At 57.2% G+C, this 23,900-nt stretch carries 17 protein-coding genes and 4 tRNA genes; 7 read left to right on the top strand and 14 right to left on the bottom strand.

Annotated features, from left to right (window positions below):
• Positions 1-14 precede the first annotated feature (14 nt).
• From clpX to HLUCCO03_RS11515, 7 genes are all read right to left on the bottom strand, one after another.
• Positions 15-1,298 (bottom strand): ATP-dependent Clp protease ATP-binding subunit ClpX, encoded by a 1,284-nt coding sequence (gene clpX, locus HLUCCO03_RS11485; RefSeq protein ID WP_027832427.1) that lies wholly within the window; start codon positions 1,296-1,298, stop codon positions 15-17.
• Positions 1,299-1,375: 77 nt separating this feature from the next.
• Positions 1,376-2,011 carry an ATP-dependent Clp endopeptidase proteolytic subunit ClpP gene (gene clpP, locus HLUCCO03_RS11490; protein WP_027832428.1) on the bottom strand — a complete coding sequence of 212 codons (636 nt, stop codon included), beginning with the start codon at positions 2,009-2,011 and terminating at the stop codon, positions 1,376-1,378.
• 172 nt (positions 2,012-2,183) lie between these two features.
• Positions 2,184-3,488 carry a trigger factor gene (gene tig, locus HLUCCO03_RS11495; protein WP_027832429.1) on the bottom strand — a complete coding sequence of 435 codons (1,305 nt, stop codon included), beginning with the start codon at positions 3,486-3,488 and terminating at the stop codon, positions 2,184-2,186.
• 216 nt (positions 3,489-3,704) lie between these two features.
• Positions 3,705-3,789: transfer RNA gene (locus HLUCCO03_RS11500), tRNA-Leu, on the bottom strand.
• A gap of 84 nt (positions 3,790-3,873) precedes the next feature.
• Positions 3,874-3,949, bottom strand: a tRNA-His gene (locus HLUCCO03_RS11505).
• Between the two features lie 94 nt (positions 3,950-4,043).
• Positions 4,044-4,120: transfer RNA gene (locus tag HLUCCO03_RS11510), tRNA-Arg, on the bottom strand.
• Between the two features lie 50 nt (positions 4,121-4,170).
• Positions 4,171-4,247: transfer RNA gene (locus tag HLUCCO03_RS11515), tRNA-Pro, on the bottom strand.
• Between the two features lie 164 nt (positions 4,248-4,411).
• On the opposite strand from HLUCCO03_RS11515, the gene folD reads away from it, so the two are divergent.
• Positions 4,412-5,269, top strand: coding sequence for a bifunctional methylenetetrahydrofolate dehydrogenase/methenyltetrahydrofolate cyclohydrolase FolD (gene folD / locus HLUCCO03_RS11520; RefSeq protein ID WP_027832430.1), 858 nt, complete (start codon positions 4,412-4,414; stop codon positions 5,267-5,269).
• Positions 5,270-5,451: 182 nt separating this feature from the next.
• Here the strand turns inward: folD and HLUCCO03_RS11525 are convergent, their stop codons facing one another.
• The 3 genes from HLUCCO03_RS11525 to HLUCCO03_RS11535 all read right to left on the bottom strand — a co-directional run bounded on the left by HLUCCO03_RS11525 (position 5,452) and on the right by HLUCCO03_RS11535 (position 11,034).
• A complete protein-coding gene (locus tag HLUCCO03_RS11525) occupies positions 5,452-7,632 on the bottom strand; it encodes a malate synthase G (protein ID WP_027832431.1) in 2,181 nt (726 codons plus the stop codon).
• 156 nt (positions 7,633-7,788) lie between these two features.
• Positions 7,789-9,171 carry a cysteine--tRNA ligase gene (cysS, locus tag HLUCCO03_RS11530; RefSeq protein ID WP_027832432.1) on the bottom strand — a complete coding sequence of 461 codons (1,383 nt, stop codon included), beginning with the start codon at positions 9,169-9,171 and terminating at the stop codon, positions 7,789-7,791.
• Positions 9,172-9,357: 186 nt separating this feature from the next.
• Complete coding sequence (locus HLUCCO03_RS11535; RefSeq protein ID WP_027832433.1) at positions 9,358-11,034, bottom strand: glutamine--tRNA ligase/YqeY domain fusion protein; 1,677 nt, start codon at positions 11,032-11,034, stop codon at positions 9,358-9,360.
• Positions 11,035-11,172: 138 nt separating this feature from the next.
• Between HLUCCO03_RS11535 and HLUCCO03_RS11540 the strand changes: the two genes are divergently transcribed.
• Positions 11,173-11,682, top strand: a complete 510-nt coding sequence (locus HLUCCO03_RS11540; RefSeq protein ID WP_027832434.1) for a peptidylprolyl isomerase — start codon at positions 11,173-11,175, stop codon at positions 11,680-11,682.
• A complete protein-coding gene (locus HLUCCO03_RS11545; protein WP_027832435.1) occupies positions 11,679-12,404 on the top strand; it encodes a UDP-2,3-diacylglucosamine diphosphatase in 726 nt (241 codons plus the stop codon). The genes HLUCCO03_RS11540 and HLUCCO03_RS11545 overlap by 4 nt, the downstream gene beginning before the upstream one ends.
• Before the next feature lie 36 nt (positions 12,405-12,440).
• On the opposite strand, the gene HLUCCO03_RS11550 is transcribed toward HLUCCO03_RS11545, so the two are convergent.
• Positions 12,441-13,268, bottom strand: coding sequence for a hypothetical protein (locus HLUCCO03_RS11550; protein WP_292016696.1), 828 nt, complete (start codon positions 13,266-13,268; stop codon positions 12,441-12,443).
• 99 nt (positions 13,269-13,367) lie between these two features.
• Between HLUCCO03_RS11550 and HLUCCO03_RS11555 the strand changes: the two genes are divergently transcribed.
• Both HLUCCO03_RS11555 and HLUCCO03_RS11560 read left to right on the top strand, forming a co-directional pair.
• Positions 13,368-15,230 (top strand): sulfatase-like hydrolase/transferase, encoded by a 1,863-nt coding sequence (locus HLUCCO03_RS11555; protein ID WP_027832436.1) that lies wholly within the window; start codon positions 13,368-13,370, stop codon positions 15,228-15,230.
• 34 nt (positions 15,231-15,264) lie between these two features.
• Positions 15,265-17,061, top strand: a complete 1,797-nt coding sequence (locus HLUCCO03_RS11560) for a glycerophosphodiester phosphodiesterase family protein (RefSeq protein ID WP_027832437.1) — start codon at positions 15,265-15,267, stop codon at positions 17,059-17,061.
• An 18-nt stretch (positions 17,062-17,079) separates the two neighbouring features.
• Here the strand turns inward: HLUCCO03_RS11560 and HLUCCO03_RS11565 are convergent, their stop codons facing one another.
• Positions 17,080-18,183, bottom strand: coding sequence for a hypothetical protein (locus HLUCCO03_RS11565; RefSeq protein ID WP_051603889.1), 1,104 nt, complete (start codon positions 18,181-18,183; stop codon positions 17,080-17,082).
• A gap of 171 nt (positions 18,184-18,354) precedes the next feature.
• The gene (locus tag HLUCCO03_RS11570; RefSeq protein WP_027832439.1) at positions 18,355-19,125 is read right to left on the bottom strand and encodes a ferredoxin--NADP reductase; all 771 of its coding nucleotides are present in this window, start codon (positions 19,123-19,125) and stop codon (positions 18,355-18,357) included.
• Positions 19,126-19,244: 119 nt separating this feature from the next.
• Between HLUCCO03_RS11570 and HLUCCO03_RS11575 the strand changes: the two genes are divergently transcribed.
• A complete protein-coding gene (locus tag HLUCCO03_RS11575; protein WP_027832440.1) occupies positions 19,245-20,126 on the top strand; it encodes a LysR substrate-binding domain-containing protein in 882 nt (293 codons plus the stop codon).
• Positions 20,127-20,149: 23 nt separating this feature from the next.
• On the opposite strand, the gene HLUCCO03_RS11580 is transcribed toward HLUCCO03_RS11575, so the two are convergent.
• Entirely contained in the window at positions 20,150-20,755 is a 606-nt protein-coding gene (locus tag HLUCCO03_RS11580; protein ID WP_027832441.1) for a tRNA isopentenyl-2-thiomethyl-A-37 hydroxylase MiaE, read from the bottom strand.
• Positions 20,756-20,948: 193 nt separating this feature from the next.
• Here HLUCCO03_RS11580 and HLUCCO03_RS11585 point away from each other — a divergent pair, with 193 nt between their 5' ends.
• A complete protein-coding gene (locus HLUCCO03_RS11585; protein ID WP_027832442.1) occupies positions 20,949-23,543 on the top strand; it encodes a bifunctional aconitate hydratase 2/2-methylisocitrate dehydratase in 2,595 nt (864 codons plus the stop codon).
• Positions 23,544-23,900 lie beyond the last annotated feature (357 nt).

The following is a 23,900-nucleotide window of genomic DNA, read 5'->3' on the forward strand; positions in this document are numbered from 1 at the left end:
ACCAGCCCGAACACTCAGTCCTCGGGAACCGCCTTGGCGTGCTCACTGCTGTCGTAGATCTTGAACGGCTCTGACTGGCCGTTGATCACGCTTTCATCAATGACCACCTTGGAAACATCATGCTCAGAAGGGATCTGGTACATGGTGTCCAGCAGTGTCGCTTCCATAATGGAGCGCAGTCCCCGGGCGCCGGTTTTGCGCACCATGGCTTTGCGGGCAACGGCACGAAGGGCATCTTCGCGGAAGTCCAGTTCAACGCCTTCCATGTCAAACAGCTTCTGATACTGTTTGGTGAGGGCGTTCTTGGGCTCTGTCAGTATCTGGACAAGCGCATCCTCATCCAGTTCCGTCAGCGTGGCTACAACCGGCAGACGACCGACAAACTCGGGAATCAGGCCGTATTTGACCAGATCCTCAGTTTCCACATCCTTGATGATGTCGCCGGTATTCTTGGTGTCGTCCGGGCTCTTGACCGTGGCAGAGAAGCCAATGCTGCTGCGCTCTGAGCGTTCCTGAATCACTTTATCCAGGCCCGCAAAGGCACCACCACAGATAAACAGCATGTTGCCGGTGTCCACCTGCAGGAATTCCTGCTGGGGATGTTTGCGCCCGCCCTGGGGCGGAACCGAGGCAACCGTGCCTTCAATCAGCTTGAGCAGGGCCTGCTGGACACCTTCACCGGATACGTCCCGGGTGATGGAGGGGTTATCAGATTTGCGGGAAATCTTGTCGATCTCGTCGATGTAGACAATGCCGCGCTGGGCCTTGTCCACATCGTAATCGCATTTCTGCAGCAGTTTCTGGATGATGTTTTCAACGTCCTCGCCGACGTAACCTGCTTCAGTGAGCGTGGTGGCATCAGCAATGGTGAAGGGAACGTTGAGCATCCGTGCCAGGGTTTCTGCAAGCAGGGTCTTGCCGCTGCCGGTGGGGCCAATCAGCAGAATGTTGCTCTTGCCAAGCTCGACTTCAGCCTTGCCCTCGCCGTAGCGCAGGCGCTTGTAGTGGTTGTATACCGCCACGGAAAGCACCACTTTGGCACGGTCCTGGCCGATCACGTACTCGTTAAGGGTATCGCGGATTTCGGCGGGTGTCGGAAGACGATCACTGGCTTCTTCCTGGGCATTCTCCTGGATTTCCTCCCGGATAATATCGTTGCACAGGTCGACGCACTCGTCGCAGATGAACACCGAGGGCCCTGCAATGAGCTTACGGACTTCATGCTGGCTCTTTCCACAAAACGAGCAGTACAGCAACTTGCCGTTATCGTCGCCTCTGCCGTTTCTTTCATCTGCCATTGAAATACCTCTGAGCTTGGTTTACCGACGCAGTCACCTCAATACGCCGGCAGGGAATGTTGCGATTACCTTCAGTATTATTTATTAGGTACACGCTTATCAAGTATAGAATCGATCAGGCCATAGTCCTTCGCCTGCTGCGGATCCATAAAATTGTCACGGTCTGTATCCTTGGCGATGGTTTCCAGCTTCTGCCCGGTGTGATGGGCAAGGATGGAGTTCAGGGTGTGACGGATCTTGAGAATCTCACGGGTGTGGATCTCGATATCCGTCGCCTGCCCCTGATAGCCCCCCAGCGGCTGATGGATCATCACCCGAGAATTCGGCAGACAGGCACGCTTGCCCTCGGCACCACCGGCCAGCAGGAAAGCGCCCATGCTGGCAGCCTGGCCAACGCACAGGGTAGCCACATCAGGCTTGATGAACTGCATGGTGTCGTAAATGGACATGCCGGCAGTAACGGAACCGCCCGGGCTGTTGATATAGAGGTGGATGTCCTTGTCAGGATTCTCGGACTCAAGGAACAACAGCTGCGCCACAATCAGGTTGGCCATATGGTCTTCAACCGGACCCACCAGAAAGATTACCCGCTCCTTGAGCAGACGGGAAAAAATATCAAAAGAGCGTTCGCCTCGTGCGGTCTGCTCGATAACGATTGGCACCAGGCCGGAATTGGTAACCATTGCGGGACCATCAATTGGTTTCTGCGTCATGATGCGCGTGAACTCCTTCTGGACAATGGAGTGGCGTGTGTCCGCCACAGCGTTAGAACTCGACTTTGTCTCGCATTACTTTGCCAGCACCGGGCCAAGATGAAAACAGCCGGACGTGCCGGCTGTTTTCATCCCGGGCTGGCCGGGCCCTTCTGAAGCGGCCCTGCGGTCTTTATCGCTGCTGCTGACCAGCCTGAATTGCCTCTTCGTACTTGAGCTTCTTTTCTTTCACCTGTGCCTGTTCCAGCACCAGGTCAACAACCGCGTCTTCCAGCACGGAAGACTCGATCTGCTGCTTCTGCTCCGGGCTGCTGTTGAAGTGCGCCACAACCTCTTCAGGTTGTTCATACGTTGACGCAATTTCCTGGATCTTTTCATCCACTTTGGCAGGGTCAGCCTTCAGATCATTCTGCTTGACCACTTCCTGGAACAACAGGCCGGTTTTGACACGACGGCGAGCCTGCTCCTCGAAAATTTCCTTGGGCAGCTGCTGGAAGTCAACCTGGCCACCGAAACGCTGAACAGCGTCCTGGCGCAGGCGGTCGATCTCCTGATCCACCAGGGCGGTAGGCACTTCAAGATCAGTGCTTTCAAGCAGCCCTTCAACAACGTCGTTCTTGACCTTGTTGGAGACAGCCTGCTTCAGTTCCCGTTCCATGTTCTTCTGAACTTCTTCACGGAACGCGGCTTCATCTTCCGCGTCGATTCCGAACTTCTTGAAGAACTCGGCATCCAGTTCCGGCAGTTGCGGTTCCTGGACTTCGTGAATCTTGATCTCGAACTTGGCAGGCTTGCCCGCCAGCTCTTCGTTCTGGTAGTCCTCGGGGAAGGTCACTTCGATTTCCAGCTCTTCACCGGCCTTGCCACCAACGATGCCTTTCTCGAAACCGGGAATCATCTGACCTGAGCCCAGGGTCAGCTTATGGTTCTCGGCCGCACCGCCCTCAAACTCTTCACCATCAATGAAGCCCTTGAAATCAATCAGCACCACGTCCTTGTTCTTGGACTTGCGCTTCACGGACTTCATGGTGGCCTGCTGGCGACGCAGGTTGTCGATCATGGTGTCGACGTCTTTCTCGGTAATCTCGGCCTTCGGCTTTTCAACGGAGATCTTGCTGAAATCACCCAGCTCTACTTCCGGCAGTACCTCAAAGATGGCCACGAACTCCAGGTCCTTGCCTTCTTCCATGGTTTTTGGCTCAAACTTCGGCCAGCCTGCCGGATTGATGTCCTGCTCCTGCAGTGCCTTGATGTAGTTGTCACGCATGACTTCGCCGACAATTTCCTGACGGACGCTGTCACCGAAACGACGCTTCACCACACTCATGGGCACCTTGCCCGGACGGAAACCGTTCATTTTTACTGTGCGTGCGGTTTCCTGCAGGCGTTTCTGGACCGCCTGGTCGATTTCCTGGGCGGGCACACCAATCGTCATCCGACGTTCGATGTTGGAGGTCGTTTCAACAGACACTTGCATGGAAGATCCTCAAATTACAGGTTCGGTATGTGAATGAAAATAAAACCAAAAGTCCTGTTCAGGGCGAATTCCCGGAAAAGGACGCAAATTTAAAAGCCGGTAGTTTATCACGGTTTGCCATGCCGAGAGAATCACCCGGTAATGGCTCTTTTGCGGCAACGGATCACAGACAGACAAAGGAAAGAAAACAGGAGAGAAAACCGGTATCAATAATAATGGTGCGAGCGGAGAGACTCGAACTCTCACGGGTTGCCCCACTGGAACCTAAATCCAGCGCGTCTACCAGTTCCGCCACGCTCGCACAGGATCTGCGGATTCATACCTGCACAGGCAAGCGTAAAACCCAGCAACTGCGGAAATCAACCATGAAACACTGGGGAGAAAGTGGGGTGGACGAAGGGGTTCGAACCCTCGACCGCAGGAGTCACAATCCTGAGCTCTACCAACTGAGCTACGTCCACCACATCCAGACTACCGCCGGGCAGACCCCAACAGGTACTTCAGGTTAACTTTGCTGATTCGGTGTCTCCGGGACGGATCAGACCGTCTGCGGTATGGCGCGCCCGGCAGGACTCGAACCTGCGACCACCGGCTTAGAAGGCCGATGCTCTATCCAGCTGAGCTACGGGCGCATGTACCGTTCGCCCACCTGACTGTTCAATATCCTGGATTTGCCAGAAAGTGGTCGGGGTAGAGAGATTCGAACTCCCGACATCCTGCTCCCAAAGCAGGCGCGCTACCAGACTGCGCTATACCCCGTCTGAACTGAACAACAGATACCTCAGCAAAGTTGGCGCGCATATTACCGGCGCCAAACCGCTCCGTCAACACGCATTTGGGCTTTTCCTCCTTCGATTGGCGGCGGAGCCCAAGCATGAGACAATGCGACGCCTTTATTCTCGCACAACCGACAAGACAAAGACATGAGCGCCAAACTGATTAACGGAAAAGAAATCGCCGCCACTGTGCGACAACAGGTTGCGGCAGGAACCGAAGCCCGCAAACAGCAGGGGCTTCGCGCCCCCGGGCTGGCTGTAGTGCTGGTGGGTAACGACCCGGCATCCCGGGTTTACGTTGGCAACAAGCGCAAGGCTTGCGACGAGGCGGGCATCATGTCGCTCTCCTACGATCTGCCGGAAGACACATCACAGGAAGCCCTGGAAGCCCTGGTGGACGAACTGAATGAGAACCCGGACGTAGACGGCATACTGGTCCAGCTTCCACTGCCTCCCCACATGGATGCCGACCCGATTCTCGTGAAGATTCGCCCGGACAAGGATGTTGACGGTTTTCATCCATACAACATCGGCCGCCTGGTGCAACGCAAGCCCGCCCTGCGGCCCTGCACCCCGGCCGGGGTGATCACCCTGCTGGACAGCATCAACACCCCTTACAAGGGCCAGCATGCGGTTATCGTGGGCGCTTCCAACATCGTCGGCCGGCCCATGACCATGGAACTGCTTCTGAAAGGCGCCACCGTGACGGTGTGCCACCGGTTTACGGCCGATCTGGAAAAGTTCGTCAGAGAGGCGGACATCCTGATCGCAGCCGTTGGCAAGCCGGGGCTGATCAAAGGCGAATGGGTCAAGCCAGGAGCGACCGTAATTGATGTGGGCATCAACCGGATGGACGATGGCAAACTGCGCGGGGATGTTGATTTCGCAGCGGCCTCGGAGCGGGCGGCTTACATCACGCCGGTCCCCGGCGGCGTGGGGCCGATGACCATTGCCACCTTGCTGCAAAATACGCTGTATGCGGCGAATGAGTTGCATAAGGATTGAATTGGGTTGTCGGATTACGGCCCTTTCGGGCCTAATCCGACCTACATGTGAAAACTCCCAGGTACCCGCCCGTAGGTCGGATTAGGCGAAGCCGTAATCCGACAAAAGCAGACCACCCCTAAAGCTTCACCCACAAAAAAACCCCGCTTCATTCAAAGCGGGGTTTTTTGAGAGCCGGGCGTTTACTGCCCATACTTCTCTTTCGCCTTCAGGCGATAGGCGTGCAGAAGTGGCTCGGTATAGCCGTTAGGCTGCTCACGGCCCTTCAGCACCAGATCCATCGCGGCCTGGAAGGCAATGCTGTCATCAAAGTCCGGCGCCATGTTGCGGTAGGACGGGTCATTGGCGTTCTGACGATCAACAACCGCAGCCATGCGCTTCATGGTTTCATGAATCTGCTCTTCGGTGCAGATGCCATGATAGAGCCAGTTCGTCAGCAGTTGCGAGGCGATACGCAGCGTGGCACGGTCTTCCATCAGGCCGACATCGTTGATATCCGGAACCTTGGAGCAACCCACACCGCTATCGATCCAGCGCACCACGTAACCGAGGATGCCCTGGGCGTTGTTATCCAGTTCCTGCTGAATTTCTTCAGCCGACAGCGACGTCGGATCATCCATCACCGGTACGGTCAGGATATCGTCCAGGTTGGCGCGGGCGCGGCTTTCCAGCTGCTTCTGAATGTCGGCAACGTTAACCTGATGATAGTGCGTCGCGTGCAGGGTGGCAGCCGTTGGAGACGGAACCCATGCGGTGTTGGCACCCGCCTTAGGATGACCGATCTTGGCTTCCAGCATACCCGCCATCAGATCCGGCATGGCCCACATGCCCTTACCAATCTGGGCAACGCCACGGAATCCGGTTTCCAGGCCGATATCCACGTTCCACTGCTCGTACGCCTGGATCCAGGTGGCCTGCTTCATCGGCCCCTTGCGGATAAACGGCCCCAGCTCCATGGAGGTGTGGATCTCGTCACCGGTACGATCCAGGAAACCGGTGTTGATAAACACGGCGCGCTCCTTGGCGGCATGGATGCAGGACTTGAGGTTCACGGTTGTGCGACGCTCTTCGTCCATGATGCCGACTTTCAGTGTGTAGGCCGGCAGCCCAAGCGCATCTTCCACGCGGCCGAAGAATTCGTTGGTGAAGGCCACTTCTTCCGGGCCGTGCATCTTGGGCTTCACAATGTAGACAGACCCGGTGGTGCTGTTCTGCAGCTTGCCGTTACCCTTGAGATCATGAATCGCAATCAGCGATGTCAGCAAACCGTCCATCAGGCCCTCAGGTACTTCGCTGCCGTCCTTCAGCAGGATGGCCGGATTGGTCATCAGATGACCGACGTTGCGAACGAACATCAGGCTGCGGCCCTTCAGTACCAGCTCACCACCGTCAGGTTTGGTGTAGGAGCGGTCCTGATGCATCTTGCGGGTCATCTGCTTCCCGCCCTTCTCGAAGGTTTCTTCCAGATCACCTTTCATCAGTCCCAGCCAGTTACGATAGGCCAGTGCCTTGTCGTCCGCGTCCACGGCGGCGACAGAGTCTTCGCAGTCCATGATGGTGGTCAGGGCTGACTCCATCAGAACGTCTTTGACGTGGGCGCCGTCGTCCTTGCCAATGGGATGGCTGGCATCAATCTGGATTTCGAAGTGCATGCCGTTCTTGACCAGCAGGATGCCGGTGGGCGCATCGGCAGCGCCGGTGTAGCCGACAAAACCGGATTCGTCTTTCAGGCCGGTGGACTCGCCATTCTGGAGCTTGACCACCAGCTTACCGCCTTCGACCAGGTACCTGGCTGCATCCTTGTGGCTACCGGCGGCCAGCGGTGCAGAGCTGTCCAGCAGGTTGCGGGCAAACTCGATAACCCTGGCACCACGAACCGGGTTGTATCCGGGGCCTTTCTCGGCGCCGTCTTCCTCGGAAATAGCGTCGGTGCCGTAAAGGGCATCGTAAAGGCTGCCCCAGCGGGCGTTGGCGGCATTCAGGGCAAAACGGGCGTTCATTACCGGAACCACCAGCTGGGGGCCGGCCATGGTGGCCACTTCCGGATCCACGTTGGAGGTGGAGATCTTGAAGTCGCCGGGCTCGTCCACCAGGTAGCCGATATCCTTCAGGAACGACTTGTACTCGGCCATGTCCAGCTTCTGACCCTTGTGGTCACGGTTCCAGCTGTCCATTTTTTCCTGGATGGCATCGCGCTTGGCGAGCAGTTCCTTGTTGCGGGGGGCCAGCTCGTGAACAATCTTGTCGAACTCGCTCCAGAATTTGTCAGCATCGACACCGGTACCCGGAATCGCTTCTTTGTTAACGAAATCGAACAGGTTCTTTGCGACCTGAAGGCCGCCGACTTGTACGCGTTCTGTCATCGTTGTTTGCCTCAGTGGGTTACTGTATTCCCTGCCCTTTCCGGCGGATTGTCCCGGAAGGGCCGTTTTAATTCGAGGGCGGTATTGTACGGGAATTTCCCTACAAGGTCATTCCCGGGCCGACAACCCGACTTCCGGTCAGACCCGGACAGGCCACTAGCCCCGGCGCCAGCTGGTTCCCTCGCGGCTGTCGTCGAGAATGACCCCCTTTTCCGCCAGCTCATCACGGATACGGTCCGCCTCGGCAAAATCCTTCCGCTTGCGCGCATCGGCACGGGCCTGGATCATGGCTTCGATATCGTCGGCACTGAGCTCACTGCCGGTATCCGCCTGGAAGAAGGACTCCGGGTCCTGCTGCAGCAGGCCGAGGATGCTTCCCAGCCTGACCAGCACTGCGGCCTGCTCACTGGCCTGCTCATCGCGGCCTTCCCGGCGATGCTGGTTAATCTCGTTTGCCACCGCGTGCAGCACCGCAATCGCCCCGGCGGTATTGAAGTCGTCGTCCATGGCTTCGGCGAAGCGTCGGTCATGCTCGGTTTCCGGCACATCCTTGGCGGGCACCAGTCCACGCAGTGCGTGGTAGAGCCGGGTAAGCGTGCGCCCTGCCTCGGCAAGGTTGTCTTCCGAGTAATCCACCTGGCTGCGGTAGTGACTGGACACGAGGAAGTAGCGCACCACTTCCGGTGGATACTTTTCGAAGATCTCACGGATGGTGAAGAAGTTGCCCAGGGACTTGGACATCTTTTCCTTGTTCACGCGAATGGCACCCGCATGCATCCAGGTGTTCACAAAGGTATGCCCATTGGCACACTCGGACTGGGCAATCTCGTTTTCGTGGTGCGGGAACAGCAGGTCCGGCCCGCCGCCGTGAATATCGAAGGTTTCCCCCAGGCAGCGGTTGGACATGGCGGAGCACTCAATATGCCAGCCCGGCCGACCGTCACCCCAGGGCGAGGGCCAACTCACTTCTCCAGGCTTGGCGGCTTTCCAGAGTACGAAATCGGCGGGGCTGCGCTTGGCTTCCTGCACATCCACCCGGGCACCGGCCACCAGGTCCTCCAGTTTTTTCTTGCTGAGCTTGCCGTATTCGGGGTAGGACTCCACCGAGAAGTACACGTCGCCATTATCGGCAGCGTATGCATGACCGCTGGAGACGAGCTTGTGAATCATGGCCACAATTTCGTTGATGTAGTCAGTGGCACAGGGCTCTTCAGTCGGTGAAAGAACGCCCAGCCTGGCCTCATCCTCGTGCATGGCCTTGATCATTCTGGCTGTCAGGTCCGAGAATTTTTCGCCGTTCTCTTCCGCTCTCTGCAGGATCTTGTCGTCGATATCAGTGATATTGCGAACGTAATGAACATCGTACCCGCGATGACGCAAATACCGCGTAATCACATCAAACGCCACCAACACCCTCGCATGCCCAAGATGACAGTAGTCATACACCGTCATGCCACACACATACATGCGAACCTTTCCTGGCTCGATCGGCTGAAATTCTTCCTTTTGCTGACTAAGGGTGTTGTAGATTCTAATCACGTGATGCCTGTTGTTTGCCTGATGTATCGGGTTTTAGTGCGGGCCGCCGTCAGGCCGGGGGCATCCCTCCGGGACACGCCGTGAATACGTCCCTGTAGGCTCGTAAAAAACATCCCTGTTTTTTACGGTCCCGGAGGGATGCCCCCGGCCCGACGGCTCCTTCGACTTTGTTCGTGCCTTCAGATATTACTTGCTCTTTCCCCATGAATCCCGGAGGGTCACGGTCCGATTAAACACCGGCCGTCCGGCTGCGGCCGTCAGTTCCTGGTCGCAGAAAAAGTAGCCTTCCCGCTCGAACTGGTATGGCAGATCCGTCCGTGGCGTAGCCAGGCTCTTCTCTACCCTGGCGCCTTTGAGGACGATCAGAGATTCCGGGTTAATAGAGTCCACAAAATCGGTTTCTTTGTCGCTGTCTGGCGATTCGTGGGTAAACAGACGGTCGTATTGATTGATGTCCGTTTCAACGCTGTCGGTTGCCGACACCCAGTGAACCACACCGTTCGGTTTATAACCTTCGGGATTCACACCCAGAGTATTGGGGTCGTATTCGCACTTCAGCTCGACAATCTCACCGCTGTTATCGCGGATAACCTCACGGCAGGTCATCACATACCCACCCCGCAGGCGCACCGCCTGATCCGGGGCCAGGCGCTTCCATTTGCGGGGCGGCTCTTCGGTGAAATCTTCCCGGTCGATATACAGGGTCTGGCTCCAGGTAACTTCCCGCTCGCCCATGTCCGGGTCCTGGGGATGAACCGGCAACACCAGGGTTTCGGTCTTGTCTTCCGGATAGTTGGTCAGGGTCACCTTCAGCGGGCGCATGACACACATGGCGCGGGGCGCACGGGTGTTCAGGTCTTCGCGGATGGCGTGTTCCAGCATGCCCATATCCACGGTGCCGCCGGCCTTGTTGACGCCGATCATGTCGCAGAACGTACGGATGGATTCGGGGGTATAACCACGGCGGCGCATACCCGAAATAGTCGGCATCCGGGGATCGTTCCAGCCGTCCACGAAGCCTTCGTCCACCAGACGCTTGAGCTTGCGTTTGCTGGTGATGGTGTAGTTCAGGTTCAGCCGCGCAAACTCGATCTGGCGCGGCTGGCAGGGAGCGGAGATGTTCTCCAGTACCCAGTCATAAAGTGGCCGGTGGTCCTCGAACTCCAGGGTGCACAAAGAGTGGGTGATCCCCTCCATGGCGTCGGAAATCGGGTGGGTGAAGTCGTACATCGGGTAGATGCACCACTTGTCGCCAGTCTGATGGTGATCGGCATAGCGAATGCGGTACAGGATCGGGTCCCGCATGTTGATGTTGGGGGATGCCATATCAATCTTCGCACGCAGCACCAACTCACCGTTCTCGTACTTGCCATCGCGCATGTCGCGGAACAGCTGCAGATTTTCTTCCACCGGGCGGTCGCGATAGGGGCTGTTCTGGCCGGGTTCTTTCAGGGTGCCCCGGTACGCGGCCATCTGGTCGGCGGTAAGCGCACACACGTAGGCCTTGCCCTTTTCAATCAGCTCAACGGCGAAGTCATAGATGGCATCGAAATAATCCGAGGCATAGCGCACCTCACCGGCCCACTCATAGCCCAGCCAGTGCACATCCTGCTTGATGGCATCGATGTACTCCTGGGATTCCTTTTCCGGGTTGGTGTCGTCAAACCGCAGGGTGCAAACACCATCAAACGTTTCGGCGATGCCGAAGTTCAGGCAGATCGACTTGGCATGACCGATGTGCAGGTAACCATTGGGCTCCGGCGGAAACCGTGTCACCACCTTCCCCGTGTGCTCGCCTTTGGCAATGGCGTCTTCAATCAGGCTCTGGATGAAGTTATGGGCTTTCTTGGACTCGGCGCTCATACAATCTCAATCATAGGGTGTGGGTCTGAAACCGCGTATTATACTCACAAATCATTGCCTAACTCATGCACACGTACAAACTCTTAAGTACAATACCCCCATCGATGCTCCATATACCCATTTGAACAGGAAACCCTGATGATTCTGCTGAAAACCTCCCACGGTGATATCAAACTGGAACTTGATTACGACAATGCCCCGGAGACCGCGAAAAACTTTGAGCAGTATGTCCGTGAAGGTTTTTACGACGGGCTGATTTTTCATCGTGTGATCAGCAACTTCATGATTCAGGGCGGCGGCTTCGAGCCGGGGATGACTCCGCGCAAAACCCGCGAACCCATCAGGAATGAAGCCAACAACGGTCTCAGCAATATGCAGGGCACCGTTGCCATGGCCCGCACCATGGACCCCCACTCCGCCACCGCCCAGTTCTTTATCAACGTCGAGAATAACGGCTTCCTCGACCATACCGCCGAGAATGCCGAGGGCTGGGGTTACTGTGTATTCGGCAAGGTTGTGGAGGGCATGGATACCGTTAATGCCATTCGTGCCGTGCGCACCACCATGCGATCAGGCCATCAGGACGTTCCCGCCGACGACGTGGTTATCGAAAAAGCCGAGGTTGTAGAGGACGGAGGCGCGGCGTGACCACGCTGTTTATCTCTGATCTTCACCTGGAAGAATCCCGGCCGGACATTACCAACGCATTCCTGGCGTTTCTGGAGGAACAAGCCCGGGGCGCGGAACAGCTCTTCATCCTCGGTGACTTTTTTGAAGCCTGGATCGGTGATGACGAACGAACGCCACTTCAGGAACAGGTCGCAGAAGCCCTGCGGGCGCTCAGCGAGGCCGGCACGGCACTGTTCCTGATGCACGGCAACCGGGACTTCCTGATTGGTGAGGATTACTGCAACCGAATCGGCGCCACCCTGCTGGACGACCCGACGGTGATAGACCTGTACGGCACGCCCAGCCTGCTGATGCACGGCGACAGCCTGTGCACCGCCGACGTGGAATACCAGAAGTTCCGCGCCAATATGCGCAATCCGCAATGGCAGCAGATGATTCTCCAGCGCCCGCTGGCAGAACGCCAGCAGATGGCGCGGCAGTTGCGGGAAATCAGCATGGCGAAGAACAAGGGCAAGGAAGAGTTCATCATGGACGTCACACCGGACGAAGTGGTGAAGGAGATGGAAGCCCACGGGGTACAGCGCATGATTCACGGCCATACCCACCGGCCTGCGGTTCACGAACTGGAAGCCAACGGTAAGCCCGCCAGACGAATTGTGCTGGGAGACTGGGACGAAAATGTCTGGTGGCTGGAAGTAGCCCCCGGGCAGGAACCGATGCTGAAAAAACATCCCCTGTAAGGTCCGGGCCGGGGCATCCGTACCCGGCCCTGCACTCTACTGGTCAGGTTCGCGATAGGTTTCAATCCGCGCCAGCCACCCCGGCAGCCATTTCTCACGCTCTATGTCACGGGGGGCATTCCCTGCACGGCGGGTAAGTATAGCCTTTGCAGCCTCCTGAAAGCGCTGCAGTGCCGGTTGGTCATTATCAGCCATGGCTTGAAGCACCTGAAGCAGTCCCCAGCCCTGCCCTCGGTAGGTCTCCTTCCCTGAAAGCCCTTCTCCCTTGAAGTTGACGTAATCGACGACGGCGTAGGTACCACCAGGTGTTGCCAACAGATCCCGCAGGTGATCCCGCAGCATTACCTGTTGCGAATCCGGGGCTCCGGCCACTACCTCTTCAAGGGCATTGCGCGCCCGACGCACAATAAACTCAGCCTGCACGCCACGGGTCGCCCACAGGAATTCCCGCAATGAGGACACCCGGCCGTCTTTATCTTCTTCCTGAGAAAAGGTGGCGCGATCCGGCCAGGGTGCATCCAGCGGCTCCAGCTCATTCAGCCATTCCGGCAATGGAACGCCCTGGTCTCTCATAAAGCGAATCAGGGCCGGAAAGCTCTCCACAAACGGCCCGTCCACGTTGGTGGGGTACCAGATGAAATGGCCGATGCCCAGTGACGGAAAGGCTTCACCCTGATTCCAGTGAACCAGGCAAGCCTGTTTGCCGGCACACTCGTTACGGAACACCTGGTCACCGATCCAGATCAGCTCGCCGGGAGTAAGCTTGATATCGGGTACACCCTTATCGGTGTTTTGCAGGCACCCTGAAAGCACAAACATCAGCAACACCCCGATTAACAGGGGGTCATAATTAACACGCGACATTGCCAGCCTCCGGGCGGTGGGGATACCCTGTTTTACAGGAATGTTGCCACGCACCCCAGCACTGGCAGCCGGAACCCGTGGCAGACACCGGATAATACTATGGCATTTTTCTCTGGGCTTTATACCCGACATTTCGCACGCACCGTGCCCCTTGCACTTTGCTGGCTGCTGATTGTCAGGGCAAGCCATATTCTGCAAAGCGGTATCTGGCCAAACCCTGTGGGCATGATTGCCAGTGATCTGGCCGGGGCATTGGTTCTGGCGGTTTTGCTGACCATCACGGCAGGGGCGTTCAGGGTGCTGCTGATCCTGCTGCTCGGCTGTGCAGCTTTTGTAGCCGGCATGCACCTGACTGTCCACGGTACGCTGTTTCAGCTATCGCTCATCGGCAAAGGTGTGGACCCGACCTTCGTGACCGGAAGCCTTCTCAACAGGCATTCACTGCTGCTTCCGGTATACCTGGTTCTGGCCTGGACTCTCCACTGGCTGCATCGCCGGTTAGTGAATGATCCTGTCGTGGGCAGAAAAGGGCTGGCTGCATTCGCAGCGCTGGTTATAGCGGTCTACAGCGTATCCTTCCAGAGCCTCACAACACCAACCAACAACCTGGTAGCCAGTTTCTTTTCCCAGATTCCAGGGGCCCTTACCACTCCTTTCGCAGCGTCAGTCACTGAGGAAAATGAACAAGCAGAAAGCCCACAGGAGGTTCGGGACGACACCAACTTCTTCCACCAGCAGATGGCCGCTCCTGATGTGGACGATCAACCCAACGTGTTGCTGATCATGATTGAAGGCTTGTCGGCCGGCTATTTTCCAAGTGTGAGTGAATACCACGATCTGGACCCCTCCGTTGAACTGCACAGCCTTGAGGAAAATCTCGACCGGCATGGATTCCGCATCTACCGCAACGCCCTGAGCATGGAACGGCAGACAGACAGGGGAACCTTTTCCATTCTCTGCGGTGAATACCCGGATTTTCGCAGGCAATCCAGAAAAATGGTGGATGTGGCCGAAGACCGGGCAAGCGCGGACTGCATGCCGGCACGACTCCAGGAAAACGGATACACCACCGCTTACTGGCAGGCTGCGCCGCTGGATTACATGCAGAAAGGTGACTTCATGCCACGAGTTGGATTCAAGGACGTGACCGGCGCAGAAGTTTTCACCGCTGAGGGGGAAGAAATTGAAGGTTGGGGCCCACCCGATCCGGAGTATTTCAGCAACATCGCTGAACGCCTTCGCGACCTGGATTCCACCGCCACCCCATGGATGGTCACACTGCTCAACGTGGGCACTCACCACCCGTTCAATACCGGAGACACTGACGGGGAGAACCAGGAGTTTGACAGGGAAGATCTTGAAGAGCTTGCCCGGGCAGAGCCCCAGGAAGCTCGTCGAAAAGCCATGAAAACCATGGAAGAGTCATTGAACCGGTTTCTTGATGACCTCGGTGCCGGGGGCATTCTTGACGACACGATGGTAATCCTCACCTCCGACGAATCCGGAGGATTTATCAGACAGGATCCCGAATCCGTGCCACTTAACAGCAATGTCGGGGTACTGGCGGTGAGGCCTCCCGACGGAGATTCACTGGATCGCTATGCCCCCGAGAACCAGATTGTCGCCCAGATTGACGTTCCCCCGACGATACTGGACACCACCGGGCTGGGCAAAGAAACCGGCGACATGATCGGAAGAAGCCTGCTGGTCCGGCAGAAGAACGCAGAGCGGGACCTGCTGCTTGCCGATACCTACACCGGGCTGAAATACTTTCTGAGGGAGTCGGGGCAGTTGCTGAGCTGCAGTGAACTGATGACTAACTGCAGCACGTGGAATTTCAACCCGGAACGGTTGTTCGGTTCACTGGAGGAGCAGACCAATGTTGATCCGTTTCTTACCTTCGAGGAACGTACAGCACTGTTCAACAATGCTGCCGATATGAAACCTGTTGAAAATCCATGAAGCAGAAACTTCAAACCGGGAGATCCTAACCTGAATGAAGATTCTTGCACTGCACACCCTGGCGTTTCTTCATATCCACCGCAGAAGCTTGCTGACCTTTTATCTGTTTTTCAGCGGTCTCACCCTTGCGGCACTGACACCGGTATTCTCCGGCGCACTGGCAGCGCTTCGCCCGGTCACCGGGCAGGCTGCCATCAGTACCGGCGGCCTAGTGCAGTTCATTGCGTCCCCCGGGGGGCTGATCTGGGTTGCTGCCACCGCCGCCATTGCCGCTCTGCTGGTGATACTGCAACAGGCAGGCATGACCTGGATTGCCGCTTCGAGCGGGCACAGGGAATACCGGATAGCGGTTTCAGCGCTCTGGGCCCTTGCCCGACGCATCCGTAAGCTTTCAGCCCTGGCACTGCTGCAGGTTGGCGGCCATCTCCTGGTGGCAATGCCCTTTCTGCTGGTGATTATTCTCGCCTACCAGTTCTTGCTGTCACCTCACGACATCTACTACCTGCGGTTGGAGCGGCCGCCGGTGGTCTGGTGGTTCATGGGCATATCGACCATTGCAGCCCTGGGCATTGCCCTGTGCAACGGCTGGCTCTATCTGCGCTGGATTCTTTCCGTTCCCCTGTTGCTGCTGGACAACCTGGGGGCCAAGGAGGCACTGCGGCAAAGCAGTCACTACGTCCATGGCCAGCGCCTGCCCGCTACCGGAGCCCTGATAACAGGTCTTGCAGGCCTGTTGGTCCTCCCCATTCTGGTAACGCTGCTGTTCCAGACCATTGGCGGCCACCTGCTGCCCCGTTTGCCGGAACGTATGGATGTTCTGATGCCGGCGACCCTTATCTTTGTCTCGCTGTACATTCTTTTTACCATCACGCTGGCATTTATCGCCATCGCTGCCTATAGCATGCTCATTTTCAGCGTTTACCGGCGTGCTACCGGCCATCATCAACGGGTTTCCATGAAACCTCTTCCCAGACAGGCCGGCCCCATGGCCTGGACAGCGGAGCTGCTCGTTATTTTACTGGCCGTGGGACAGGCCTGGCTGGTGATTCAGTCCTTCGAGCAGCAGGACGAGGTTTCCATAACCGCCCACAGAGGCAGTGCGTTCAAGGCTCCGGAGAATACCCTCAGTGCCATAGAACAGGCCATTGACGATGGTGCCGACTATATCGAGATAGACCTCCGCATGACCGCCGATGGCGTACCCGTACTCTGGCACGATACCGACATGAGGCGAGTATTCGGTCTTGACGGCAAGATCTCCGACATCACGCTGGAAGAAGCAAGGGAAAGGGACGCAGGCGCCTGGTTCAGTCCGGGTTTCAGCGGTGAGCGAATCGCCACACTGGAAGAAGTCATCAATATCACAAGGGGCAGGGCCAGACTTTACGTCGATATAAAACCCGATCCTGAAACACCGGAGCTGACCCGCGAAGTGGTCAGCCTTCTGCAGAAAATGGATGCCGTTGACGGTACCGTGATAGCAGCCGCCGAGTGGTATGTCCTGGCGGAAGCACGCCGCCTGGAGCCGTCCCTGAAGACCACCCTGCTGGCACAGTTTATTGTTGGCCCGCTCTGGGAAGAGGGCTTTGATATTCTCGGTCTTCGGCAAAACAGGGTAACGCCCGCCACGGTTGCGCGAACACATCAATCCGGCAATGAGCTTCATGTCTGGACGGTCAACAGCCCGGACGCGATGTCACGCTTTATCGACATGGGCGTGGACAACATCATTACTGACCGGCCCGATGTTCTTGCCGAACTGCTGGAGCGCCGCCGGGAACTGACCAACGCAGAAGTGCTGGTGATCAAACTGCGAAACTGGTTGCGCTGATCTGCTGCACGTCCGGATCTACAGAGGTCCGGAAAAATAGCCGGGCTTGTGGCCGGCCAATCGGTACATTACAGCCAGCAAACCTTTCAGCAGGGCTATGGCTGGCCACAGTAACCAGCTCGCCAGGTAAAAAGCCGGCACCAGAATCAACAGCCAGCCCGCCAGCTGGATCAACATCGGAGAAACACCCAGCACATCCGCCACACCGGCAAAGAAGTCATTAATCAGACTGGGATGGGTAACCACCAGGTACCCTGCACCCACGATAACAGGCCATCTGGCATAGCGTGCGCTACGGAGGATCAGCCGCCCGCTACCGGTAATACGCGCCGCCAACGCGGCGGACCGGGTGGAAAGCCGGGCACCCTGGGTAGCCTTTGCTGCCGTGCGGCCAGCCCGTAGTACCTTGACCGCGCTGCCAAATACCAGCACATCCACGGACGCCCAGCCGATATCACTGACAGAAATATCTTCGCCGGTTCGGTAGTTCGCCTCCAGTTGTCGCACACCACTGGTAAAGAACTGGGTTATGCCTTCAGTGATCCGTTCCGTCTGTACCCACTGGGTCTGGCCGCTGGCATCCACCACAAACTGCCCGAGAAAATCATGCCCTTCATTGCGTATGAAATTCACGGCGTACCAGCCACGCTCTTCCGGCGTCAGAGGGTCGGCTTCCTGCCCCGGTTCGACATCCTTGCCTCTGAGCTGTGCAATGTAATCCCTGGCACGCTCATACTGGCGGGCTGCCTTGTTCATCCACTCGACAGAACTGACCGGATGCTGGATAAAGTAATGGATGGGCGGCAAGGCGTTCTCACCGTATCGGCGCAAGACCTCGCGGAACTCCGGCTCGGAAGCGTAAAGTGGAAGGATGGTACGGGCCATTTCAGGATAGGCAAGCAACGCTGCCCGCGCCTTGAGCAACACCAGGGGATCATCACCCAGGTCCAGGATGGCCGCCTGAACCTCAATGGGCTCACCCCCGATATCGTCAAATCCGGGCATTACCTCCCTGGCCTGAATCGAAATGAGCTTTTGCTCAATCGGCACTGGCCGCGAGGCATAACTGGCTAGCGCAGCAACCAGCAACGCTACACCAAGGATCAACATGGCTTTTTTCAAACACCCACCTCTGGCTCATTGGTTTCAGCCTGTACTGCCTGAGAATACGTTGATTACCATCACGCCGGCAACGGTGCCATCCTTTCGTCAAACCACAGAATGCAAAAACCCCGAAGCTCTCGCTCCGGGGTCTCGGGACCATCGGAAGTTGCAGTCGGCGAAAGCCGCCCATCACTGCTCCACAAACGCCCTTTCGATGACATAGTGCCCAAGGTTACCGTGACGTGCTTCCTTGAAGCCCATGTTGTTGAGGATGGCGCAAGTGTCTTTCAGCATGCTCGGGCTGCCACACACCATGAAGCGGTCGTTTTCCAGATCAAACTCCGGCAGGCCCAGGTCTTTGGTGAGCTTGCCGTTTTCCATGGCGTCGGTCAGCCGCCCGGTGTTACGGAAGTCCTCACGGGTTACCGTGGGATAGTACAGCAGCTTGCCTTCCACCATCTCACCGAAGAATTCGTTGTTCGGCAGTTCTTCGATCTCTTCCTGGTACGCCAGTTCCGACTTGTAGCGCACGCCATGGGTGACAATCACCTTGTCAAAGGCCTCGTACACTTCCGGGTCCTTTATGATGCTGATAAACGGTGCCAGCCCTGTGCCCGTGCTGATCAGCCACAGGTTTTTGCCCGGCAGCAGATTGTCCATGATCAGGGTACCGGTGGGTTTGCGGCTGACCATGATTTCATCGCCAACCTGGATTTTCTGCAGGCGCGATGTCAGTGGGCCGTCCTGTACCTTGATGGAAAAGAACTCAAGCTCTTCCTCATAGTTGGCACTGGCGATACTGTAAGCACGCATCAGTGGCTTGCCATCGGTTTCCAGGCCTATCATCGTAAAATGGCCGTTCTTGAACCGGAATCCGGGATCACGGGTAGTGGTAAAGCTGAAGAGGGTGTCGTTCCAGTGACGAACACTTGTTACACGCTCTTTGTTGAGGTTGCTCATGGTATCGCCCGTTCAGTAGCCGTTAGCAAGTGAATGAAAATCATTGTGTAAATAATAACCCACAGGTAACCTATCGACAAAATGGGATATTTTCATAACCTTATTCGGGTTTATCGATTATGAAGTTCAGTTTCCGCCAGTTAGAGGTTTTTCTCGCCGCCGCACATTTCCAGAATATCACCCGTGCGGCGAACTCCCTGGCCATGTCCCAGTCTGCTGCCAGCAGTGCGCTGAAAGAACTGGAAAGCCAGTTCAATATCCAGCTCTTTGATCGCGTGGGCAAACGTCTCCAGCTCAACGAGCTGGGCCGCCTGTACCGCCCAAAGGTAGAGGCCCTGCTGGCCAGGGCCGGCGAACTGGAGCAGGCTTTCAGCAAGCATACCGAAATCGGTGAGCTGAAGGTTGGCGCCACCCTTACTATCGGTAACTATCTGGCCGTGGGTGTGATGGCCCAATACATGAATACCCCTACACACCCCAAAGTGGCCCTTGAGGTTGCCAATACGCGCACCATTGCCAAACGGGTCAGTGATTTTGAGCTGGACATCGGGCTGATCGAAGGTGAGTTGCAGTCTTCCGAGCTGGAAGTCATTCCCTGGCGAAGTGATGAGCTGGTGGTATTCTGCTCGCCGGAGCATCCCTTTGCAGAAAAGGCGACGCTTTCGGACGAAGACCTGCTATCCGCCACCTGGGTTATGCGGGAGCCTGGCTCCGGTACCCGACAGACCTTCGAGCGGGGCATGCACGGGCTGCTTCCTGACCTGAACATACGGCTGGAACTGGAGCATACCGAAGCCATCAAACGGGCGGTGGAAGCCAACCTCGGCATCGGCTGCCTGTCGCAGGTATGCCTCGCGGATGCCTTCCGGCGAGGCTCACTGGTTCCCCTGACGGTACCTGAACACCGGCAGTTCGACCGCCAGTTCTACTTCATCCTGCACAGGCAGAAGTATCGCAGCGCAGGGATTGATCGATGGATGGAGCTTTGCCGGGAACTTTAGCGCCCCTTGCCGCGAAAACCGGATCAGGCCACGGGCCCGCTGTGGAACCGGAATTCAGTATCCGGAGACTCGATCAGGGACTTCTCGATCGTCAGAAACGCCTCAATGCGATCATCAATAGCCCCCCCGGCGGCCTGCTCGGCCAGCGTCAGGTAATCCTGATAGTGCCGTGCCTCGGATTTCAGTAACCCCGTGTAGAAATCCGCTAGCTTGTCATCAAGGTGGGGGGCCAGAGCGGCGAAGCGCTCACATGAGCGGGCCTCAATAATCGCACCCACGACAAGAACATCCACCAGACGACCCGGGTCCTCTGCCCTCACCTCCTTTCTGAGGCCCGCGGCATAGCGTGCCGGCGTCAGGTGATCATAGCGAACCTTGCGCTTTTTCATGATCGCCAGTACCTGCTCGAAATGGCGCAATTCTTCACGGGCCAGGCGGGACATCTTGTTGAGCAGGTCGGTGTTGTCCACATACCGATACATCAGGCTCAGCGCTGTCGAGGCCGCCTTTTTCTCGCAATGGGCGTGGTCGATCAGCATCAGGTCCTGGTTGGCCAGGGCATTTTCAATCCAGCGCTTGGGGGTTCTGCAGGGCAGGAATTCGTGGATGGCGCTCAGTACATCAGTCATGGTTCACAGCAGGTCAGATTTTCGGGGGCCCAAGTATACATCACTTAACAGAGACCTCCGACCTCTGTCCAACTTAACTTTATAAGGGGTTTCCTATAGAATGCAGCGCCAACTTAACGCCTTTTCGCCATAAAACTCCCGCCAGGCAAAGACGCCACGGCGCGGGACATTCCAACTGATGAGGGTCCATATCGTGTTAGAAGCCTATCGTGAACACGTTGCAGAACGCGAAGCTCTGGGAATTCCCCCCAAGCCTCTGAATCCCGAGCAGACTGCCGCGCTGGTCGAGCTGCTGAAAAATCCCCCGGCCGGTGAAGAAGAAACTCTCGTTTATCTTCTGGAAAACCGTATTCCGCCGGGCGTTGACGAAGCCGCCTATGTCAAGGCTGCTTTCCTGTCCGCGATTGTCAAAGGAGAGGCCACTTCTCCGCTGATCGACAAGAAGAAAGCCGTACAGTTGCTGGGCATGATGCAGGGTGGTTACAACATCGCCACTCTGGTTGACCTTCTCGACGACAGCGAGCTGGCCGAACTGGCCGGCGAAGAACTCAAGCACACCCTGCTGATGTTCGATGCCTTCAATGACGTTAAAGAGAAGATGGACGCCGGCAATGCCGTAGCCAAAGACGTTATAGAATCCTGGGCCAACGCCGAGTGGTTCACTAACAAGAAGAAGGTTCCCGAGAGCACCAAAATGGTCGTGTTCAAGGTCACCGGCGAAACCAACACCGACGACCTATCTCCGGCTCCCGATGCCTGGTCCCGTCCGGACATTCCGCTGCACGCCCGTGCCGCCTACAAAATGCCCCGTGAAGGCCTGCAGCCGGAAGAGCCCGGCGTTACCGGTCCCATGAGCCAGATCGAAGAAATCAAGTCCAAGGGCCTGCCCGTTGCCTTCGTTGGTGACGTGGTCGGTACCGGTTCTTCACGGAAGTCTGCCACCAACTCGGTTCTGTGGTTCTTCGGTGAGGACATTCCTGGCGTTCCCAACAAGCGCGCCGGCGGTGTCTGTATCGGTAACAAGGTTGCCCCGATCTTCTTCAACACCATGGAAGACGCCGGCGCCCTGGTATTCGAGGCACCGGTCGACAACATGAACATGGGCGACGTGATCGAGATCCGCCCGTACGAAGGCAAGATCCTGAACGAGGCCGGTGAGACCATCTCCGAGTTCAAGTTCAAGTCCGACGTGATCCTGGACGAAGTCCAGGCTGGCGGCCGCATCCCGCTGATCATCGGCCGAGGCCTGACCAACAAGGCCCGCACCGCTCTTGGCCTGGGCGCTACTGACGTCTTCCGTCTGCCCAACGATCCCGAAGCCGGCACCAAGGGCTTCACCCTGGGCCAGAAGATGGTCGGCAAGGCCTGCGGCCTGGAAGAAGGCAAAGGCGTTCGTCCCGGCACCTACTGCGAACCGCACATGACCACCGTCGGCTCCCAGGACACCACTGGCCCGATGACCCGTGATGAACTGAAAGACCTGGCGTGCCTCGGCTTCCAGGCGGACCTGGTGATGCAGTCCTTCTGTCACACCGCGGCCTATCCGAAGCCGGTTGACGTGGAAATGCAGCACACCATGCCGGACTTCATCCGCACCCGTGGCGGTGTTTCCCTGCGCCCGGGCGACGGTATCATCCACTCCTGGCTGAACCGCATGCTGCTGCCAGACACCGTGGGCACCGGTGGTGACTCCCACACCCGCTTCCCCATGGGCATTTCCTTCCCGGCCGGTTCCGGCCTGGTAGCCTTCGCAGCAGCCACGGGCGTTATGCCGCTGGATATGCCGGAATCCGTTCTGGTTCGCTTCAAGGGCGAAATGCAGCCGGGCATCACCCTCCGTGACCTGGTACACGCCATTCCGCTGTACGGCATCAAGCAGGGCATGCTGACGGTTGAAAAGAAAGGCAAGATCAACGAATTCTCCGGCCGCATCCTGGAAATCGAAGGCCTGGAGCATCTGACCGTTGAGCAGGCGTTCGAACTGTCCGACGCCTCCGCCGAGCGTTCCGCAGCCGGTTGCACCATCAACCTGTCTGAAGAGTCAGTGGCCGAATACCTGCGTTCCAACATCACCATGCTGCGCTGGATGATTGCCGAAGGTTACGGCGACCCGCGTACTCTGGAGCGTCGTGCCCAGCAGATGGAAGAGTGGCTTGCTGATCCGAAGCTGATGCGTGCCGACAAGGATGCCGAATACGCCCACGTGGTGGAAATCGACCTGGCCGAGATCAAGGAGCCGATCGTCTGCTGCCCGAACGATCCGGACGATGCCAAGTTCCTGTCGGAAGTGTCGGGCGACAAGGTGGACGAAGTGTTCATCGGTTCCTGCATGACCAACATCGGCCACTTCCGTGCCGCTGGCAAGTTGCTGGAGATGAACAAGGAGCCGCTGAAGACCCGGCTCTGGATGTCTCCGCCAACCAAGATGGACCAGGCCCAACTGATGGAAGAAGGCTACTTCAACACCTACGGCACCGCCGGTGTGCGCACCGAGATGCCGGGCTGTTCCCTGTGCATGGGTAACCAGGCTCGCGTGGCCGCCAAGTCCACCGTGCTGTCCACATCCACCCGCAACTTCCCCAACCGCCTCGGCGATGGTGCCAATGTGTACCTGACCTCCGCGGAACTGGCGGCTGTGGGTGCGGTGCTGGGCAAACTGCCCTCCCCGGAGGAGTACATGGAGTACGCCAAGGACCTGAACAGCATGTCGAAAGAGATCTACAAGTATCTCAACTTCGACCAGATGGAGAACTACACCAAGAAGGCATCTGAAGCGAACGTTGCTTAAGATCTGACCTTCAAGGTTTAGCTCCATGAAAACGCCAGCCTTCGGGCTGGCGTTTTTTTGTGGCTGGCAGTGTATAAGTAGCCTGCGAGATCCTGGGCTGGGCCCGCGGTGGGGATACCTTTTCTTTGGAAAAAGAACTCGCTGCGCTCAGACACCTTTTTCTGGCAGAAAAGGTATCCCCACCCCGTGCCCGGCTTGACCTCGCGGATATTTCTACCTGCTAGTCACTTATTTGTGGGGCCGCCTACCCCCAGTAAAATGCCTCTTGCCAAGTGTATAAGCAGCGGTTCCCGATCAAATGGGCTGCAGTTTTATGGTCTAGCGTGATCCATTGAAGTCCGTTCGGGCCTGGTGTGG

This window comes from Marinobacter sp. HL-58 (assembly GCF_001314605.1).
In the GTDB taxonomy this organism is placed as follows: Bacteria; Pseudomonadota; Gammaproteobacteria; order Pseudomonadales; family Oleiphilaceae; genus Marinobacter.